Origin of the sequence: Actinopolymorpha cephalotaxi, assembly GCF_013408535.1 — a bacterium.
Classification (GTDB): domain Bacteria; phylum Actinomycetota; class Actinomycetes; order Propionibacteriales; family Actinopolymorphaceae; genus Actinopolymorpha; species Actinopolymorpha cephalotaxi.
Genome location: NZ_JACBZA010000001.1, coordinates 746,352 through 762,422, shown reverse-complemented (window position 1 = coordinate 762,422; position 16,071 = coordinate 746,352). Strand labels below are relative to the sequence as shown.

The following is a 16,071-nucleotide window of genomic DNA, read 5'->3' as shown; positions in this document are numbered from 1 at the left end:
GGCCCGGCTGGAGTCACCGCGCCCACGCGTGACCCGAGACCGGGCGGCCGTCCTTCCACACCTCGCGTACCAGCGGAACGCCCGGACGGTAGGCGAGGTGGACGTACGACGGCGCGTCGAGCACCGTCAGGTCCGCCCGCGCACCCGGGCGGAGCACGCCCACGTCGTCGCGGCGCAGCGCCCTCGCGCCACCGGCGGTCGCCGCCCACACCGCCTCCGCCGGCGTCATCCCCATCTCCCGGACGGCGAGCGCGACGCAGAACGCCATGCTCGAGGTGTACGACGAACCCGGGTTGCAGTCGGTGGCCAGCGCCACGGTCGCTCCCGCGTCCAGCAGCCGGCGCGCGTCCGGGTAGGGCGAGCGGGTGGAGAACTCCGCGCCGGGCAGCAGCGTCGCCACCGTCGCCGAACCGGCCAGCGCGGCCACGTCCTCCTCCGACAGGTGCGTGCAGTGGTCCACCGAGGCGGCGCCGATCTCGACGCCCAGTCGCACGCCGGGTCCGGGCCCCAGCTGGTTGGCGTGCAGCCGCGGCAACAGCCCGGCCGCGATCCCGGCGGCGAGCACCGCGCGGGACTCGTCGGCGTCGAACGCGCCCCGGTCGCAGAAGACGTCGACCCAGCGGGCCACCGGCGCACAGGCCGCCAGCATGTCGCCGCGTACGAGATCCACGTAGTCGTCGCGGCGGCCTGCGTACTCCGGCGGTACGACGTGCGCGCCGAGGTAGGTGGTCTCGGTGGTGAGGGCGGCGGCCACCGCGAGCGAACGCGCCTCGTCGCGCACCGTGAGGCCGTACCCGCTCTTGATCTCGACCGTGGTCGTGCCGCCCGCGAGCATCTCCGCGACCAGTGCGCCGGTCCGCGCGTGCAGCACCTCGTCCGGCGCCGCCCGGGTCTCCCGCACGGTGAGACCGATGCCGCCCGCGTCGTAGGGGCGGCCGCTCATCCGGGCGGTGAACTCCTCCGCCCGCTCACCCGCGAACACCAGGTGGGCGTGGCTGTCCACGAAACCGGGCAGCACCGCCCGGCCGCCGCATCCGATCCGGCTGTCCGCGACCGGCGCCGACGTGGCCGGCCCGACCCAGCGGATGACACCGCGCTCCACGAGCACCGCGGCGTTCCGCAGCTCACCGAGCGGGGCGTCGCGCTCCGGGTCGTTGGTGACGAGCAGACCGATGTCGTCCAGCAGGACCGAGACCATCCGTCGAGCCTGCCCCAGTCCGGCCCGGTCTGCCCGCCCTTTCCGCACCCCACCCTCGGGTGTGCCGTGAGAATCGTGGCGGGCACGCGAAGGTGGCCGCGCCCGATGAGTTTCCGGTCCCCGGCCGGTCTTCCCCGCATGAGCACACCCACGAACGCCACGTCCGGCCCGCGAGTGGTCGAGCGCCCCGAGCAGCCCTACGCCGGGATCACCGGGCGGGTCACGATGACCACGATGAACGAGATCGCCGACCGGATGCCGGGGGTCTTCGGGTGGCTGGCCGAGCGCGGGATCGCGCCGGCGGGTGCGCCGTTCTTCCGCTACCACGTCATCGACATGGAACGCGAGCTCGAGGTCGAGGTCGGCGTCCCGGTGGCCTCGCCGGTGGACGACGACGGACCGATCCGTGCCGGCGTACTCCCGGCCGGGAAGTACGTCACTCTGACGCATGTCGGCCACCCCGACCGGCTGATCGAGGTCACCGCGAAGCTGCTGGAGTGGGCCGCCGACCGGGACCTCGCGTTCGACGTCGAGAAGTCCGAACGCGGCGACCGCTGGGGATCGCGGCTGGAGATCTGGCACACCAACCCGGCCGAGGAGCCCGACCCGTCGAAGTGGGAGACCGAGCTCGCGTTCCGCCTCGCCTGAAGGGCCCTCGTTGCTCAGGACCTCGGGCCGCAGACCTGGATCGGGATGGCGGTCTGCTCGTAGGTTTCTTCCTCCGGCACCTGACCGAGCGGGATCTGGTCGCGGTGCTCGACTCCGAGGGCGGACCAGCGCAGTCGGACCGTCCAGAAGGTGACCGTGATGCCCGGGCCGCACTTCGGCCGGACGGCGGTGAGCCACACGTTGACCGCCTCGCCCGGGCGGATCGTGACGGGGAAGTTCCGCAGGTCGCTGCGAAGTCCGCCGCCCACCCGGTTCGCGGTCAGGAACGGCGTCCACCCGGCCGCGAGGAGTGTGGTGTCGGCACTGTCGTAGGGCGCCAGCCCGGACAGCCGTACCGCGTGCCGGCCGTCGTTTCTCAGCATGTAGGCGACCTCGCCGCGCTGTCCCTGGTGCCCGTGCAGCACGAAGCGCGACGCGCCCCAGTCGTCGGACTCCAGGGTGACCGAACCGCTCTTCGTGCCGGCGTAGGAGTCGACGTGCAGGGGCGCGTACGACCGGGCGTACGCATACCAGCCCGCGACCACCACGACCGCTGCCAGCAGAGCCGCCACGAACGGCCACACCATCCGGTGGCTGCGCTCACCGGTGGCCACACTCTCCGGCACCGGCGTTTCCGTAGCAGTTGCCATCCGACTCCCCCGTCGACCGCATCTCTCGACCGGCACAACCTGGTTGTCAGGCTGCCCGGCTGACCGTGAGTATCGGCCATGCTCGTGCCGCTGACCAGTGCGAAGCAACGATGGGAGCAAGAGGCCGGATGAGTTCCACGACGCCCAACCCGAACCCCAGCCCACGTGAGGTGTTCCTCCGCCTCGTCCACGGTGTGGCCGACGGCCGGTTCGAGGAGTTGGCGGACCTGTACGCCGAGAAGACCGACGTGCGGCATGCGATGGCGACACCCGAAGTGTCGCCGCTGACAAGCCGGAGCTCGCTGCGCGCACACTTCACCGTCCCGCCGGACACCGCGGTGTCGATCCCGCGGAGGCGGGTCGTCGATGTCGTCGTCCACGAGACCACCGATCCGGAGGTGATCGTCGCGGAGTTCGGCTACGAGTTCTTCCGGCCGGACGGTCCGGTGACGAAGGTCCCGTGCGTCTTCGTTCTGCGCGTACGAGACGGCGAGATCGTCGAGTCCCGCGACTACATCGACCCGATCCGGAGCGCCCAGGCGGCCGACGAGGTCGACGCCCTGATCGCGACGCTGCAGCCGTGAACCGAAGCACCGACCCGCGTGCCGCGGCGGCGGAGGGCCCGCTCGCCCAGCTGCCGCCCGAGGTGCTCACCCGGCTGCTCGACGGCCACACCGTGATCCGGGCGGCGGCCGGCAACGTGCTGTACCGGCCCGGGGAGAGCGCGGGTCTGCACCTGGTGGTCGAGGGACTCCTCCGGGTCTCGATGGTCTCGGAGGAGGGACGCCAGGTCACGGTGCGGTACGCGCGGCGGGGTGACCTGCTCGGCCTGCCCGTGGTCGTCTCCGGAGCCGCACCGGTCTATGCGTACGCCGTCACCAACGCGGTGGCGGTGGCGACCCGCCCCGGGGTGCTGCCGCAGCTGGCCCGGCGCGACCCCCGCGTCGGTACGTGGATGGCCGACGAGCTCGCCGTACGCGTCGACGGTCTGCTCCAGGAGCTGGCGATGAACGCGTTCTGGCCGGTACGCCGGCGCCTCGGCCGGCACCTTCTCGACCTCGCCACCGAGCACCAGCAGGGTGAGGCGCTGGTCGTACGGGCGAGTCACCAGGAGCTTGCCGACGCGGTCGGCACCGTACGCGAGGTCGTCGCCCGCACTCTTGCCGCGCTCCGTGCCGACGGTCTCGTCTCCGGCGGTCCCGGCGGCATCCGGCTGCTCGATCCGGACGCGCTCGCGCACCTGCCCGACTGACGACCGCGGCGGTCACGTCGATGAGCGGTCGGCGCCGAGCTCGAGGAGTTCCTTGAGCACCCGCAGGTTCTCCGCGACGGCCGACCGCACCCTCGGCCCGGCCAGGGTCGCCAGTGGCAGGATGCCCGGCCGCTCCAGCCGCATGGAGTTGGTCAGCAGAGTGGCCTCGCCCACCGGTTCGAGGCGGTAGCTGCTGGTCGTGTCGAACGGTCCCAGCAGGCCCCGGATGGCCACGGCCCGGTCCGGGCGGTGCTCGACCACCTCGAACCTCTCGACGGCGGACCGGGGAACCGTCCGAGCCTGGACGTACTGCGCGCCGACGCCGACCGGCCCGGTGCCGACCCGCTCGGTCCGGTCCAGGGCGTAGTTCCAGCGGGGCAGGTTCTCGAAGTGGCTCAGGAACGCGAAGACGTCCTCCGGCCGGCGTTCGATCCGCACGGTGTTGCTGAACTCCATGACCGTTCCCCTCATGCTCTCGGCCGCACGGTGGCGTCCGGCCGGACCGGGCCGGCGGCCAGTGCGTCGCGGAGCCGAGCTGCGGCACCAGGGTCGTGCACCGGGAGTACGACGAGACCCGGCAGGTTCGTGCGCAGCTCGTTGACCATCCGTACGGCCCGGCGCATCTGCCTTTTGTCGCCCACCCCGGGCAGGTGACCGGCGTTCAGGAGCCGGTCGTCGTAGGTCAGGTCGCCCACCATCAGCAGCGGGCGCCGATCCAGACGCCGGACCAGCATGGACAGCGATCCGGGGGTGTGCCCCGGGGTCGGCAGCAGAACGACGCTCCGGTCGCCGAAAACGTCGTGGCCGTGGGTGAACGGCGCGACCGCCGCGTCGCCGAGGGGTTCGGCGTCCACCGGGTTCCAGCGCAGCCCGGGCAGGTCGATGTGCCGGGGCATCAGGCCGCGCGCCTCCGGGAACGGCTTCGCGAGCGTCGCCCACTCGGGCCGGCTGACCAGTAGGTGGGCGTGGCCCAGCTCGCGCAGGCCGCCGATGTGGTCCTGGTGGAGGTGGGAGATCACCGCGGTCCGCACGTCCCGGACGTCGTGTCCGAGACGGGCGAGCCCGGCGGTGAGCGTCTGGTCCTCGGCGATGGAGAACCTGCTCAACCGCGAGTAGACCAGCCCGTTGAGCCCGCCGGGGAAGTAGCCGGCGTCGGTGACCGATGCCCGGTCCTGTCCGGTGTCGAACAACACCAGGCCGTCGCGATGCTCGACCACGTACACGTTGATCGGCAGTGATTTCGTCCAGCGGCGCGAGGTCGCCAGCCAGACGTAGGTGTTCAGCTTGGTCGGGCCCACGTGTTCGGGACGGATGACGACCGATCCGGTGCTCAGGACGGACACGTCGGCTATCGGGTCAGGCAGCTTGCTCACGAGAGTTCCTTCGTCGGCGACACCGCTCCTCTCGAGCGGCTACGCGACAACTCTGACCTCGCGCCACCCGGTGCGCTGTGACGAAAGTCCGCACAGGTGTGACTTCGGTACCCGCCGGGCCGTCAGCTCTCCACCCTCTGGGCGATGCGCTCGAGGGCAGCCAGGTCCGCCGGATCGAGGCGATCCACGAAGTGGCGCCGGACCGAGGCGACGTGGGCGGGAGCGGCCTCCCGGAGAGTCCGCAGACCATCGGGGCTGAGGACCAGCAGACAGCCCCGGCCGTCGTCCGGGTCGGGCAGGCGTTCGATCAGCCCGCGCGCCTCCATGCGGCTGGCGTGCCGTGACAGGCGGCTACGTGACCAGGCCATCTTGGCCGCCTGCGCGTGCAGGGTGCTGGTGTGGTGCGTGGCTTCCGACAGAGTGCTGAGCACCTCGTAGTCGGCCTCGGACAGACCCACGTCCGCCAGATCCCTGGCGGTTCGTTCCTGAACGGCGATCATCGTGCGCCGGAAGGCCCGCCATGCCCGGTCCTCGTCCTCACTCAGCCATCGCACGGACTTCGGCGGCAATTTCTTTGACATGTAATCAATCTAGCAGCTACAGTTCATTTCCATGTCAACGAAACCCCTGCGGATACTCGTTCTCGTGTGCAGCACCCGTCCCGGAGCTCTCGGCCCGGTGATCGGTGAGTGGCTGACCCGGACGATGGCCCCGACCGCCGCCGAACACTTCGTCGAGCTCGTGCCCGTCTCCCTGGCGGACGTCGATCTGCCGTTCCTCGACGAGGAGGAGCATCCTTCGACGGGCATCTACCGGAACGAACACACCAGGAGGTGGAGCGCGATCGTCGGCGCCGCCGACGGCTTCGTCGTGGTGACGCCGGAGTACAACTACGGCATGCCCGCGACCCTCAAGAACGCGCTGGACTACCTCTCCGGCGAGTGGGCGTGGAAGCCGGTCGGCTTCGTCAGCTACGGGAACACCTCGGCCGGCACGCGGTCGGTCCAGCACGCCAAACAGGTGGTGACCACGTTGCGGCTGGTCCCACTCGGCGCCACGCTCGCGATCCGCATCGGGGAAGCGGTCGAGAACGACCGGCTCCGTCCGGATGCGTATCGCGACCAGGCTGCCGTTCAACTGCTGGAGGAGCTGGTGCGGGTCTCCCACGCGCTTCGGCCCCTGCGTGAACGAGAGCAGAACGAGGCCGTGCCAGGCCCACTCCCCGGGTCGTACCTGCGGCGCCTGGCCCCGTTCGACGCCGCCCAGGTCGCGGTTCTGCAGCGATGCTGCTGGGTCGACGAAGCATTCGCCAACGACACCCTGGCCATCCCCGCCCTGCAGGAGTCGCTGGAGGACGTCGAGGCGTGGCTCACGACCTGGCACACCTGGGGTCTGTGGCAGGACGGTCGACTCGTGGGCATGGTCAGGGCGCGCCGGGTCGACGACACCTGGCACGTCGGCCGGCTGGGCGTCGTACCCGACCTGCGTGGCCGGGGCCTTGGCAGCTGGCTCCTCCGCGTCGCCGAGGACGCCCGCGAGCCCGGCTGCCGTCACATCGTGTTGTCCACCGGCGCCCGCAGCGAGACGAACATCCGGCGCTACGAGAGCGCCGGGTATCAGCAGGCTGCCGGCACCCACGAGGCCGGGGCGGTCCGACTGGCCAAGCTCGCCGTCGGCCAGGGCGTGTCCTAGGCCGGAAGGTGAACATCAGTCCGAACCCCGAAGTTCGTCGCACTCGTCGAGGCGTACCGTCGGCGTCCGGCGCTCCGGGTCACAGCCGAGGGTCGACCGGCTCGGACTCCAGCGCAAGCACCGCGAAGACCGACTGGTGGACCTTCCAGAGGGGCTCGTGGCCGACGAACGCGGTCAGTGCCTCCAGCCCCAGCCCGTGTTCACGTTGGGCGAGCTGGCGCTTCTTTCCGAGGTGGCGGCCACGGAGCACGTCGAGGGAGTCGGTGTAGTCGGGGCCGTAGATGATCCGGAGGTACTCCCGGCCACGCACCTTGATGCCGGGCTGAACTCTTCCCTCGACGAGGTGCGCGGGCTTGACCACCATGCCCTCTCCGCCGTCGGCCGTCAGGTCGAGCCACCACCGGGTGGCCGCGTCGCGTTCGTCTCCGGAGGCGAGGTCGACGAACCGGTGCCGCGTCGGCGTGATCAGGTCGCCCTCCAGCTTCGCCAGCTCGGCGAGGTGCCACTCGTGCGACTCGGTGAGCGCGAGCGCGCGGCCTTCGCAGGCGAGGATCTGGAACGGCGCGAGCGTGACTCCCTCGAGCCCGTCGGTGGGCCGGACGTAGGCCGCGTAGGCGTCCCGGAACGCCCCGGCGTTCTTCAGCCGCCGCCGCGACTTGTCGAGGAGGCCGCCGACGTCGAGCCCGCGCGCCGCGGCCCGCTCCAGCACGTCGAGCGCCTCGGGCAGCGCGCCGCGGGCGGCCGCACCCACCGAGGCGTACTGCGCCTTGATGAGGTCCTCGGCCTTGGCCGACCAGGGCAGAAGCTCGCAGTCCAGCGCGAGCCAGTCGGTGTCCAGTGACTCGAACAGCGGCCCGGCCGTATCGCGCAGCCGGTCGACGAGTTCGGTGGTGTCGGTGAAGAACGGCCTGCCGGTACGGGTGTACACCACGCCGGTGGTGCCGTCCCCGACTCCGAAGCGCCGTTCGGCGGCGTCGGCGTCCTTCGCGATGACCGCGACGGCGCGCGAGCCCATGTGCTTCTCCTCGCACACCACGCGGGAGACTCCCCACCCGGCGTACTCCTCGAAGGCCTGCTCGGGACGCTCCAGGAAGCCCTCGGTGGTGGCGGTCGCGACCGGCGACATGGTGGGCGGGAGGTAGACCAGCCATCGCGGGTCGACCGCGAAGCGGCTCATGATCTCCAGCGCGGCGGCGGCGTTCTCCTCCGGAATCTTCACCTTGCCGGCGTGGGTCGTTTCCAGCCAGCGGGTGCCGGCGACGTCGCCGATCCGCAGGACCGAGGCCTCCCGGTCCGCCGTGGCCGGGGCAAGGGGACGGACCGGCTCGTACCACTGCTGTTCGGCGGGTACGGAGACGATCTCGCGCTCGGGGTAGCGCAGCGCGGTGAGCGCGCCGCCGAAGACGACGCCGGTGTCCAGGCAGATGGTGTTGTTGATCCATTCCGCCGCCGGGACCGGGGTGTGGCCGTAGACGACGACCGCCCGGCCGCGGTACTCCTGCGCCCACGGGTAACGGACGGGCAGGCCGTACTCGTCGGTCTCGCCGGTCGTGTCGCCGTACAGCGCGAACGAACGCACCCGGCCGGACGACCGTCCGTGGTAGGACTCCTTCAGCCCGGCGTGCGCGACGACCAGCTTCCCGTCGTCGAGCACGTAGTGGCTGACGAGGCCGTCCATGAACGCGTACGCCCGGGAACGGAACTCCTCCGGCTCGCTGTCCAGTTGGGCGAGCGACTCCGCCAGGCCGTGGGAGACGCTCACCTTCGAGCCCCTGAGAGCACGTAGGAGTTTGGCCTCGTGGTTGCCGGAGACGCACAGGGCGTTGCCGGACGCGACCATGCCCATCACGAGCCGGAGTACGCCCGGCGTGTCCGGGCCGCGGTCGACGAGGTCGCCGACGAACGCGGCCTGGCGGCCCTCGGGGTGGGTGGCGTCGACCGCCGCACTGCCGTCGTACTCGATCTTCCAGCCGAGTTCGGTGAGCAGGGTGCGAAGCTCGGAGGCGCAGCCGTGGACGTCGCCGATGATGTCGAAGGGGCCGTGCACGTCCCTGCGGTCGTTCCACGGGCGCTCGCGAACGATCTCGGCCGCGTCGATCCGGTCGGCACCACGCAGCACGTGGACGCGGCGGAAACCCTCCTTGTTCAGCCGCCGCAGCGACTGCCTGAGGTCGCGGTGCTGGCGGGAGACGACATGTGCGCCGAACTCGCGTTCGGGCCGCTGCCGGTTGCGTTCGACCGCGACCGGCTCGGGGACGTCGAGGACGATCGCGTCGACCAGCACGTCGTGGCTCCTGGCCAGCTTGACCAGCGCCGCGCGTGCCGCCTGCTGGACGTTGGTGGCGTCGACCACGGTGAGCAGCCCGCGGCGCAGCCGGGTGCCGACGATGTAGTGGAGTACGTCGAAGGCGTCGGGGGTGGCCGACTGGTCGTTCTCGTCGTCGGCCACCAGGCCACGGCAGAAGTCGCTGGAGACGACCTCGGTGGGCTTGAAGTGGTGGCGGGCGAAGGTGGACTTGCCGCTGCCGGAGACGCCGACCAGGACGACGAGTCCCATGGCGGGAACGCCGACCTGCTGCCTGCCGGTCGGCACGTCAGTCATCGTCGCCTTCCTTCCGGGTGAAGATCGCCAGCTGGGTCGGGGTGCCGAGCGTCTGGTCGAGGTCGCCGACGCCTCGCAGGTCGACGAGGTAGCCGTACGTCGCGGCGACCCGGCCGGACCACTCGGTGAACTCCTCCCGGGTCCACTCGAACCGGTGGTCGGGGTGCCGCATGCCGGCCAGTCCTTCGTACAGCACGTTGTACTCGGCGTTGGGGGTCGTCACGAGAACGGCACCGGGCCGCGCCGCGCCGAACACCACCCGTTCCAGCGCCTCCAGGCGGGACGGGTCGACGTGCTCGACGACCTCCATCAGGACGGCGGCGTCGAAGCCGGCGATCCGGTCGTCCTCGTAGGTCAGGGCGCTCTGGAACAGCGCGACCCGCTCGGCCTGCCGCTCGCTCATCCGGTCCAGCCGCAGCCGCCGCGCGGCGTACTGGAGGGAACGCGTGGAGACGTCGCTGCCCGCGACGCGCGTGAACGCCGGCGTCTTCACCAGCCGGTCCATGAACTGGCCCGGGCCGCAGCCGAGGTCGATCACCGTCCTCACCCCCAGGTCGAGCAGGGCCTGGTGGACCGCCTCGTGGCGCGCGACGTTGAGCGGGATCCGCTTCTCCTCCGGCTGCGAGACGTCCTCCTCCTCGGCCCGCTCGAGGGCCTCCTCCGTCTCGTCGCCGAGCTCGGCCAGCCGGGCCAGCGCGGTCCGGGTGAGGCCGCTTCGACGGCCGAGATAGCGGCGGGTGATCAGGGCGGCGTCCGGGTGGGTGCCGAGCCAGCCCTCTCCCGACCTCAGCAGCTTGTCCACCTCGTCCGGGCCCTGCCAGTAGTGCTTGGACTCGTCCAGCACCGGCAGCAACACGTGCAGCTGGTTCAGCGCGTCGGCCAGCCGGACGACGCCGGTCAGCCGAAGGCGGACGTAGCGGGAGTCGCCCCACTCGGCGAAGGCCTCGTCGAGGGGGATCGGGTCGGCCTCGACCGCCCAGCCGAGGGGCTCGAAGAGCCGGTGGGCGATGTCGGCGCCGCCCCGGCACGGGAGTACGGGAACGGCGATCTCGAGCGGGATCGCCGAGTCGGCCAGCTCCTGCCGGGAGGCGCATCGGCCACTCCGGGCGGTGCTGAACACGTCGGCCATCGCCACACCCAGCAGTGACGAGGCGGCATAGGACCGGTCGTTGACGTACTGCGCGAGACTGAAGTCGGGAGAGTTCCTGGCCTGTGAACGCGCCAGCCGGACCGGGTCGACGTCGAGCAGGAGCGCGGCGGTGCAGCGTTCCGCGGTGGCTTCGGGATAGAGAACCGTCACGGTGCCGAACGACTGCCTGAACTCCTGCACCCGGTCGGGGTGCTTGTGCAGGAGGTAGCCGAGGTCGGTCGCCGGCTGGTGCGTGGTCGAGACGGTCAGAAGCACGCGCTCAGTCTGCCCGACAGGTGCGGGAATCCCGCCCATGCCGCCCGACCTCGGCGAATGCGTCTCGATTCAGCGTGTTGGCAGTCCCCACTGACAGAACTCGTGCCTGAGCCGTAGCGCGGCCTGCTTCCCCAGTGTCATTCTCACGATGAAGACGAAGTTGGCTCGCCACGCGTGATGGTGGCCCCTGCTGCTGTCCCTGCCGTGAGCAGGCTCGCGGAGCTCCCCGTCCGAGCCACGATCAGGGGTCACCACGCGGGCCAGTTCATGAAGACACGCGTGCTCGCACCGGGATGGGTTCCACCGGTCGTTCGTGTCGATCTTCACCCGCCGCTGAGCGGCATCAGCACCGCTGCTCCCCCTGCCACCCACGACGACTACCGGGTCGCCATGTGCAGTGAACGCCGCCTTGAACCAGTCCATGTTCTGGATGGCATGAACATAGGACGCGCAACACCGAAGGGGGATCGCTCCGTCGGTCTGTACGAACAGGGTGCGTGCCAGCTCACTGATCGGTAAACCGGCCGCCAACTGCGAGTTGTACGCCGCTTCCTGGAGCTTGGTCGTGTCCGGCCCCTTGCTCTGGTTCTCGAAGGACGAGTAGCGGGCCACAACCGTCGCCGACCTGATCCTCGGCCACATCGAGGCCGCCGCCCCGGCTGTCCGGGATCCCAGCCCGGGACACACCCCTGCTGGAATGCAAAGCCGGCCCGGGCGATAGCCCGGGCCGGTTTCGATTGGTAGCGGGGGCAGGATTTGAACCTGCGACCTCTGGGTTATGAGCCCAGCGAGCTACCGAACTGCTCCACCCCGCGTCGACATGTAGAAGACTACGGGCACTGATCGCGGAGTGCAAATCGGCCCCCTCCGCCGCGGGCTGGGAGCATTCGCCCGGGTTTGCCCGGGTCGGAACTCCACCTGCCAGCCCGCGGCGGAGGCCTGGGTGCGTCGCCTATCCGGGGCGGGGTGCCGGCGTGGGCGTCCGCTTCGGCGTCGCCTTGGGGGCCGGCTTCGGCGTCGCCTTGTCCGCCCGGTCACGCTCCGCGGCCTGGGCCTTCGCCGCCCGGCCCACCGCCTCCTGCGCCCGCGCCACCGCGTCCGCGTACCCCTTGAGGTCGCCCTTCTGCAACGCGGCCTGGGCCTGGTCGAACGCCTTGCTCGCCTCGGCCAGCGCGGTGGCCACCGTCTCCGAGGGCTGGTTCGGCTGGTTCGGCTGCTTGCCCGGTTGTTCGGGCTGGCTCGGCTGGTCGCCCGCGTTCTCCCCGGTGTCGGCGCCCGCGTCGCCCTGGAACACCATGTTCAGCGCTTCCTGCAGCGTCGTGCCCACACCCGTCTGCCCGCCGAAGGACGCGAGCACGAGCCGGAGCAGCGGGTAGGACGCGTCGCCGGAGCCGCTCTCGACGTACACCGGCTGGACGTAGAGCAGGCCACCGCCGACCGGCAACGTGAGCAGATTGCCCTTCGTGGGACGGCTGTCACCGCGGGTCAGCGGCAGCAGCGCGCCGGCCACCCGGGTGTCGGAGTTGAGCTTGTTGGCGATCTGGCTCGGCCCGTCGATCTGGGTCTTGTCGGCGAGCTGCAGCACCCGGATCTTGCCGTAGTTCTTCGATCTCGCGTCGGCGTCGACGGCCACGAACGCCGCGAGGTTCTCCCGGTTGAAGTAGATGTAGGTCGAGGTGAGCGAGAACGCCGGGCTCTTCTCCCCCGGCATCCGCACCGACAGGTAGTACGCCGGCTGCTTCGCGCCCTGCTGGGTCGGGTCGGACGGCACCCGCCACCGCTCGGTGCCCTGGTAGAAGGACCCGGCGTCGGCGACGTGGTACTGCGCGAGGATCTCCCGCTGGATCTTCATCAGGTCCTCGGGATAGCGCACGTGGTCCAGCAACGCGTCGGGCATCTTCGACCGCGGCTGCACGGTGTTCGGGAACGCCTTCATCCAGGTGCGCAGCACCGGGTCCTTGGTGTCCCACTGGTACAGCGAGACCGTGCCGTCGTAGGCGTCGACCGTCGCCTTGACCGAGTTGCGTACGTAGTTGAGGCGTTCGCTGGGCTGGCCCGCGATCGCCGGCTGCCGGGTCAGCGACGTCGAGGTCGCGTCGTCCAGCAGCAACCGCTGCGACAGCGGGTAGTCGGCCGACATGGTGTAGCCGTCGACGATCCACTTGATCCGGCCGTCGACGACCGCGGGGTACGGGTCGGAGTCGAGGCTCAGCCAGGGCGCGACCTTCTGCACCCGCTCGCGTGGCTCGCGGTCGTACAGCACCTTGGAGTCGGAGTTGATCCGGGACTGGTTGAGCAGGATGTTGAAGTCCTGGAACTTCGCGGCGTAGAGCAGCCTGCTGCCGAACGACCCGAGCGGCACCCCACCCTTGCCCTGGTAGGTGTTGGTGGTCTTCGCGTCACCGCTGCCGCCGGGGATGTCCAGCTCGACCGGCTTGGAGCCCTTGGGCGCGCCGACGATGGAGTACGGCGGCGACTCCTCGCCGAAGTAGATCCGGGGCTCGAACTTCCCGAGCTCGCCCTGGGTGGGGATGCCGCCCTGCAGCCACTGCGGACTGCCCTCGTTGGTGCGCTGGTTGCCGTACGCGCCGACGATGCCGTAGCCGTGGGTGTAGACGGTGTGGTCGTTGTTCCAGTTGCGCTGGTCGGCCGGGACGCCCGCGAGGTTCAGCTCGCGCACCGCCACCACCGCGTCGCGCGACTCGCCGTTGATCTTGTAGCGGTCGACGTCCAGCGGCTTGTTGAAGGTGTAGAAGCCACGCACCTGCTGCAGTTGCTCGAACGTCTCCCCCACGATCGCGGGGTCGATCAGGCGTACGCCCGGCAGGGTCTCGGCGTCGTCGGCCAGCTGACCGGCGGTCGTGGTCGTCTTCGCGGTGTACTCGGTGACGTCGGTGCCGTTGACGCCGTACGCCGCGCGGGTGGCGTCGATGTTGCGCTGGATGAACTTGTTCTCCTTGACCGGCTCGTTCGGGCGGACGGTCACCTGCTGGATGATCGCCGGCCACGCCCAGCCGAGCAGCACCGTGGACAGCACCAGCAGGCCGACCCCGAGCCCGGGCAGCAGCCAGGTGCGGCGGACGACGTTGGCGAAGAACAGCAGCGCGCAGATCGCCGCGATCACTGTCAACACCGTCTTGGCAGGCAGGACCGCGTGCGCGTCGGTGTAGGTGAGGCCGGTGAACGCCTGGTTGGACATCCGGTGCCCGGCGGTGACCAGGCCGTAGCGGTCGAACCAGTAGGCGACCGCCTTGAGCAGAACGAACAGCCCGAGCAGCACCGACAGGTGCGCCTGTGCGGCGGAGGACGCCTTCTGCCCCTGCGTCTGCAGCCGGATCCCGCCGTAGAGGTAGTGCGCGACCAGGGCGGCGATCAGCGACAGGACGATGACGGAGAAGCCGAAGCCGATCAGGAAGCGGTACCACGGATAGCCGAACACGAAGAACGACACGTCCAGCCCGAACTGCGGGTCCTTGGTGCCGAAGCTGGTGGCGTTGCGCCACTGCAGGAAGGTCTCCCACCGGCCGGCCGCACTCGACCCCGCGATCAGTGCCAGCAGCAGTGCGGCGACTCCCCCGATCAGCTTGCGGTGCGGGTCGACCACGGCGCGGTAGCGGTCCAGGGTCTGCTGCTCGGTCGACATCGCGCGGTAGCGGGGCCGCAGGCGGTACGCCAGGGCGAGGTTGGCGAACACCACCGCGCCCAGGAACACGCCGAAGACGGCGAACATCCCGACCTTGGTGACCAGCGTCGTGGTGAAGACCCCGGAGTAGTCGACCGCGCCGAACCACAGGCGTTCGGTCCAGAAGTTGGTGAAGATCCCGAAGACCGCCATGAGGACGACCAGGACCACGATCGTGGGAACCAGTGCCCGCGTGCGGACGTTGCCCCGGGGGAAGCCTCGCCTGGACGGATCGCGCGGGGCGGAGAAGCTGCTCACGTGGTCCTCGTTCCTCGGTGCGGGGTGGTTCTTCGGCCTGGGTTCTTCGGCCTGGCCTTCGGTCGGGATCTTCGGCGAAAGTCGGTAACAGCGGGTACACCGAAGCGGACGCACGGGACGTCCCGCCGTCAGTCAGGCAACTTCGGGCCGGGCCGCGGAGTTCCCGCCCTCCCGGTCGATCGTCGTGCCGCGGCCGGGTCAGCCCCTGCTGCAGGTCGGCACGGTGGCCCTGGGGTTCTTGTTCAGAGCCTCCAACGCCGAGACGGCATCACGCAGTGTAGCGATCCGTACGAGCCGGATGTCCTTGGTGGACGCGCCGGCCGCCGCCGGGCAGTTCGCCGCCGGGACGAGGAACGTCGTGGCGCCGCCCTCCTTGGCGCCCGCGATCTTCTGCTGGATCCCGCCGATCGGGCCGACCTTGCCGTCCGCGTCGATGGTGCCGGTGCCCGCGACGTGCCGGCCTCCGGTCAGCTCGCCGGCGGTGAGCTTGTCGACGATCGCCAGCGCGAACATCGTGCCCGCGCTCGGCCCGCCGATGTCCTGACCGAGGTTGATCCGCACGGCGAACGGGAACTGGAAGCCGTCGAACGGCTGGATTCCCACGAACGCCCGCTTGGCGTCGGTCGGCGACTTCGTGGTGGTGACGCTGACCTCACGCGGCTTGCCGCCCCGCCGGACGGAGAACCTCAGCTTGTCCCCCGGCCGGTGCCGGCCGACGAGCGCCACGACCTGCTGGGCGCTGGTGACCTTGGTGCCGTCGACGGCGAGGATCACGTCGGCGGCCTTCAGCCGGCCCACCGCGGGCGACTTCTCCACGACGGCCTTGACCTGGACCACCGACGTCACCTTGTCGCCGGTCTGGCGCAGCGCGGCGGCCACCGCCGCCTGCTGGGAGGTCTCCATCTGCTCGGCGTTCTGCTGCTGCACCTGCGCCGGGGTCTGGTTCGGCGGGTAGACGTAGTCGCGGGGAATGACCGCCACCCGCGGGTCGAGCCACCCGGCCACCATGCCGGCGAGGTCGAGCTTCTGGTCCGGGCTGGTGACCGCCACCGTGGTGAGGTCGAGCTGCCCCTTCGTGGGGTAGGTCCGGTGTCCCTGGATGGTGACGACCGGCTTCCCGCGGAACTTCCCCAGGGTGTTCTCGGTCGGCCCCGGGCTCATCGCGACGTACGGAACCGGTACCAACCACGCGAGAGCGACCAGGGCGACGAGCAGGACGGCGGTCAGCGCCATCGTCGCGGTACGGCGGGACATGGGGGCAAGGTTAGGTGACGACGCCCCGGTGACATCGGCAGGCGTGCTCGAGACGCG

14 protein-coding genes and 1 tRNA gene are annotated in these 16,071 nt (G+C 70.6%); 4 read left to right on the top strand and 11 right to left on the bottom strand.

Translation table 11 applies throughout. The features are described 5' to 3' along the window. Positions 1-13: 13 nt before the first annotated feature. Positions 14-1,198 (bottom strand): imidazolonepropionase, encoded by a 1,185-nt coding sequence (hutI, locus tag FHR37_RS03460; protein WP_092887018.1) that lies wholly within the window; start codon positions 1,196-1,198, stop codon positions 14-16. A 138-nt stretch (positions 1,199-1,336) separates the two neighbouring features. Here hutI and FHR37_RS03455 point away from each other — a divergent pair, with 138 nt between their 5' ends. Beyond that, positions 1,337-1,846, top strand: a complete 510-nt coding sequence (locus FHR37_RS03455) for a GyrI-like domain-containing protein (protein ID WP_092887015.1) — start codon at positions 1,337-1,339, stop codon at positions 1,844-1,846. A gap of 14 nt (positions 1,847-1,860) precedes the next feature. Here the strand turns inward: FHR37_RS03455 and FHR37_RS03450 are convergent, their stop codons facing one another. Continuing rightward, positions 1,861-2,496: a hypothetical protein gene (locus FHR37_RS03450; protein ID WP_139239123.1), complete on the bottom strand. Its 636-nt coding sequence runs from the start codon at positions 2,494-2,496 to the stop codon at positions 1,861-1,863. 128 nt (positions 2,497-2,624) lie between these two features. Here FHR37_RS03450 and FHR37_RS03445 point away from each other — a divergent pair, with 128 nt between their 5' ends. Together FHR37_RS03445 and FHR37_RS03440 are read left to right on the top strand one after the other, a co-directional pair. Then, on the top strand, positions 2,625-3,080 hold the full coding sequence (locus FHR37_RS03445) for a nuclear transport factor 2 family protein (protein WP_092887009.1): 456 nt from the start codon (positions 2,625-2,627) through the stop codon (positions 3,078-3,080). Next, on the top strand, positions 3,077-3,748 hold the full coding sequence (locus FHR37_RS03440) for a Crp/Fnr family transcriptional regulator (RefSeq protein WP_092887005.1): 672 nt from the start codon (positions 3,077-3,079) through the stop codon (positions 3,746-3,748). Before FHR37_RS03445 ends, FHR37_RS03440 begins: the two co-directional genes overlap by 4 nt. Before the next feature lie 12 nt (positions 3,749-3,760). On the opposite strand, the gene FHR37_RS03435 is transcribed toward FHR37_RS03440, so the two are convergent. The 3 genes from FHR37_RS03435 to FHR37_RS03425 all read right to left on the bottom strand — a co-directional run bounded on the left by FHR37_RS03435 (position 3,761) and on the right by FHR37_RS03425 (position 5,702). Next, positions 3,761-4,204, bottom strand: coding sequence for an SRPBCC family protein (locus FHR37_RS03435; protein ID WP_175542722.1), 444 nt, complete (start codon positions 4,202-4,204; stop codon positions 3,761-3,763). Positions 4,205-4,215: 11 nt separating this feature from the next. Next, the gene (locus FHR37_RS03430; RefSeq protein WP_237769010.1) at positions 4,216-5,121 is read right to left on the bottom strand and encodes an N-acyl homoserine lactonase family protein; all 906 of its coding nucleotides are present in this window, start codon (positions 5,119-5,121) and stop codon (positions 4,216-4,218) included. Positions 5,122-5,243: 122 nt separating this feature from the next. Beyond that, a complete protein-coding gene (locus FHR37_RS03425; RefSeq protein ID WP_092886999.1) occupies positions 5,244-5,702 on the bottom strand; it encodes a MarR family winged helix-turn-helix transcriptional regulator in 459 nt (152 codons plus the stop codon). A 31-nt stretch (positions 5,703-5,733) separates the two neighbouring features. Here FHR37_RS03425 and FHR37_RS03420 point away from each other — a divergent pair, with 31 nt between their 5' ends. After that, on the top strand, positions 5,734-6,813 hold the full coding sequence (locus FHR37_RS03420) for a bifunctional NAD(P)H-dependent oxidoreductase/GNAT family N-acetyltransferase (protein WP_092886996.1): 1,080 nt from the start codon (positions 5,734-5,736) through the stop codon (positions 6,811-6,813). A gap of 79 nt (positions 6,814-6,892) precedes the next feature. Here the strand turns inward: FHR37_RS03420 and FHR37_RS03415 are convergent, their stop codons facing one another. The 6 genes from FHR37_RS03415 to FHR37_RS03390 form a co-directional block, all read right to left on the bottom strand. Beyond that, positions 6,893-9,415: a polynucleotide kinase-phosphatase gene (locus tag FHR37_RS03415; protein ID WP_092886993.1), complete on the bottom strand. Its 2,523-nt coding sequence runs from the start codon at positions 9,413-9,415 to the stop codon at positions 6,893-6,895. Then, positions 9,408-10,820 carry a 3' terminal RNA ribose 2'-O-methyltransferase Hen1 gene (locus FHR37_RS03410; RefSeq protein WP_092886990.1) on the bottom strand — a complete coding sequence of 471 codons (1,413 nt, stop codon included), beginning with the start codon at positions 10,818-10,820 and terminating at the stop codon, positions 9,408-9,410. The genes FHR37_RS03415 and FHR37_RS03410 overlap by 8 nt, the downstream gene beginning before the upstream one ends. A gap of 69 nt (positions 10,821-10,889) precedes the next feature. Continuing rightward, complete coding sequence (locus FHR37_RS03405; RefSeq protein WP_092886988.1) at positions 10,890-11,432, bottom strand: hypothetical protein; 543 nt, start codon at positions 11,430-11,432, stop codon at positions 10,890-10,892. Positions 11,433-11,558: 126 nt separating this feature from the next. Beyond that, a tRNA-Met gene (locus FHR37_RS03400) sits at positions 11,559-11,635 on the bottom strand. Between the two features lie 137 nt (positions 11,636-11,772). Further along, the gene (locus FHR37_RS03395; protein ID WP_092886985.1) at positions 11,773-14,760 is read right to left on the bottom strand and encodes a UPF0182 family membrane protein; all 2,988 of its coding nucleotides are present in this window, start codon (positions 14,758-14,760) and stop codon (positions 11,773-11,775) included. A gap of 198 nt (positions 14,761-14,958) precedes the next feature. Next, positions 14,959-16,014: a YlbL family protein gene (locus tag FHR37_RS03390; RefSeq protein ID WP_092886982.1), complete on the bottom strand. Its 1,056-nt coding sequence runs from the start codon at positions 16,012-16,014 to the stop codon at positions 14,959-14,961. Positions 16,015-16,071 lie beyond the last annotated feature (57 nt).

Bases quoted from the DNA above. Each gene is read 5' to 3' on its own strand.
- FHR37_RS03390 (WP_092886982.1), bottom strand. From the start codon at position 16,014: ATGTCCCGCCGTACCGCGACGATGGCGCTGACCGCCGTCCTGCTCGTC.
- FHR37_RS03420 (WP_092886996.1), top strand. From the start codon at position 5,734: ATGTCAACGAAACCCCTGCGGATACTCGTTCTCGTGTGCAGCACCCGT.
- FHR37_RS03415 (WP_092886993.1), bottom strand. From the start codon at position 9,415: ATGACTGACGTGCCGACCGGCAGGCAGCAGGTCGGCGTTCCCGCCATG.
- FHR37_RS03445 (WP_092887009.1), top strand. From the start codon at position 2,625: ATGAGTTCCACGACGCCCAACCCGAACCCCAGCCCACGTGAGGTGTTC.
- FHR37_RS03455 (WP_092887015.1), top strand. From the start codon at position 1,337: ATGAGCACACCCACGAACGCCACGTCCGGCCCGCGAGTGGTCGAGCGC.
- FHR37_RS03450 (WP_139239123.1), bottom strand. From the start codon at position 2,496: ATGGCAACTGCTACGGAAACGCCGGTGCCGGAGAGTGTGGCCACCGGT.
- hutI (WP_092887018.1), bottom strand. From the start codon at position 1,198: ATGGTCTCGGTCCTGCTGGACGACATCGGTCTGCTCGTCACCAACGAC.
- FHR37_RS03435 (WP_175542722.1), bottom strand. From the start codon at position 4,204: ATGGAGTTCAGCAACACCGTGCGGATCGAACGCCGGCCGGAGGACGTC.
- FHR37_RS03425 (WP_092886999.1), bottom strand. From the start codon at position 5,702: ATGTCAAAGAAATTGCCGCCGAAGTCCGTGCGATGGCTGAGTGAGGAC.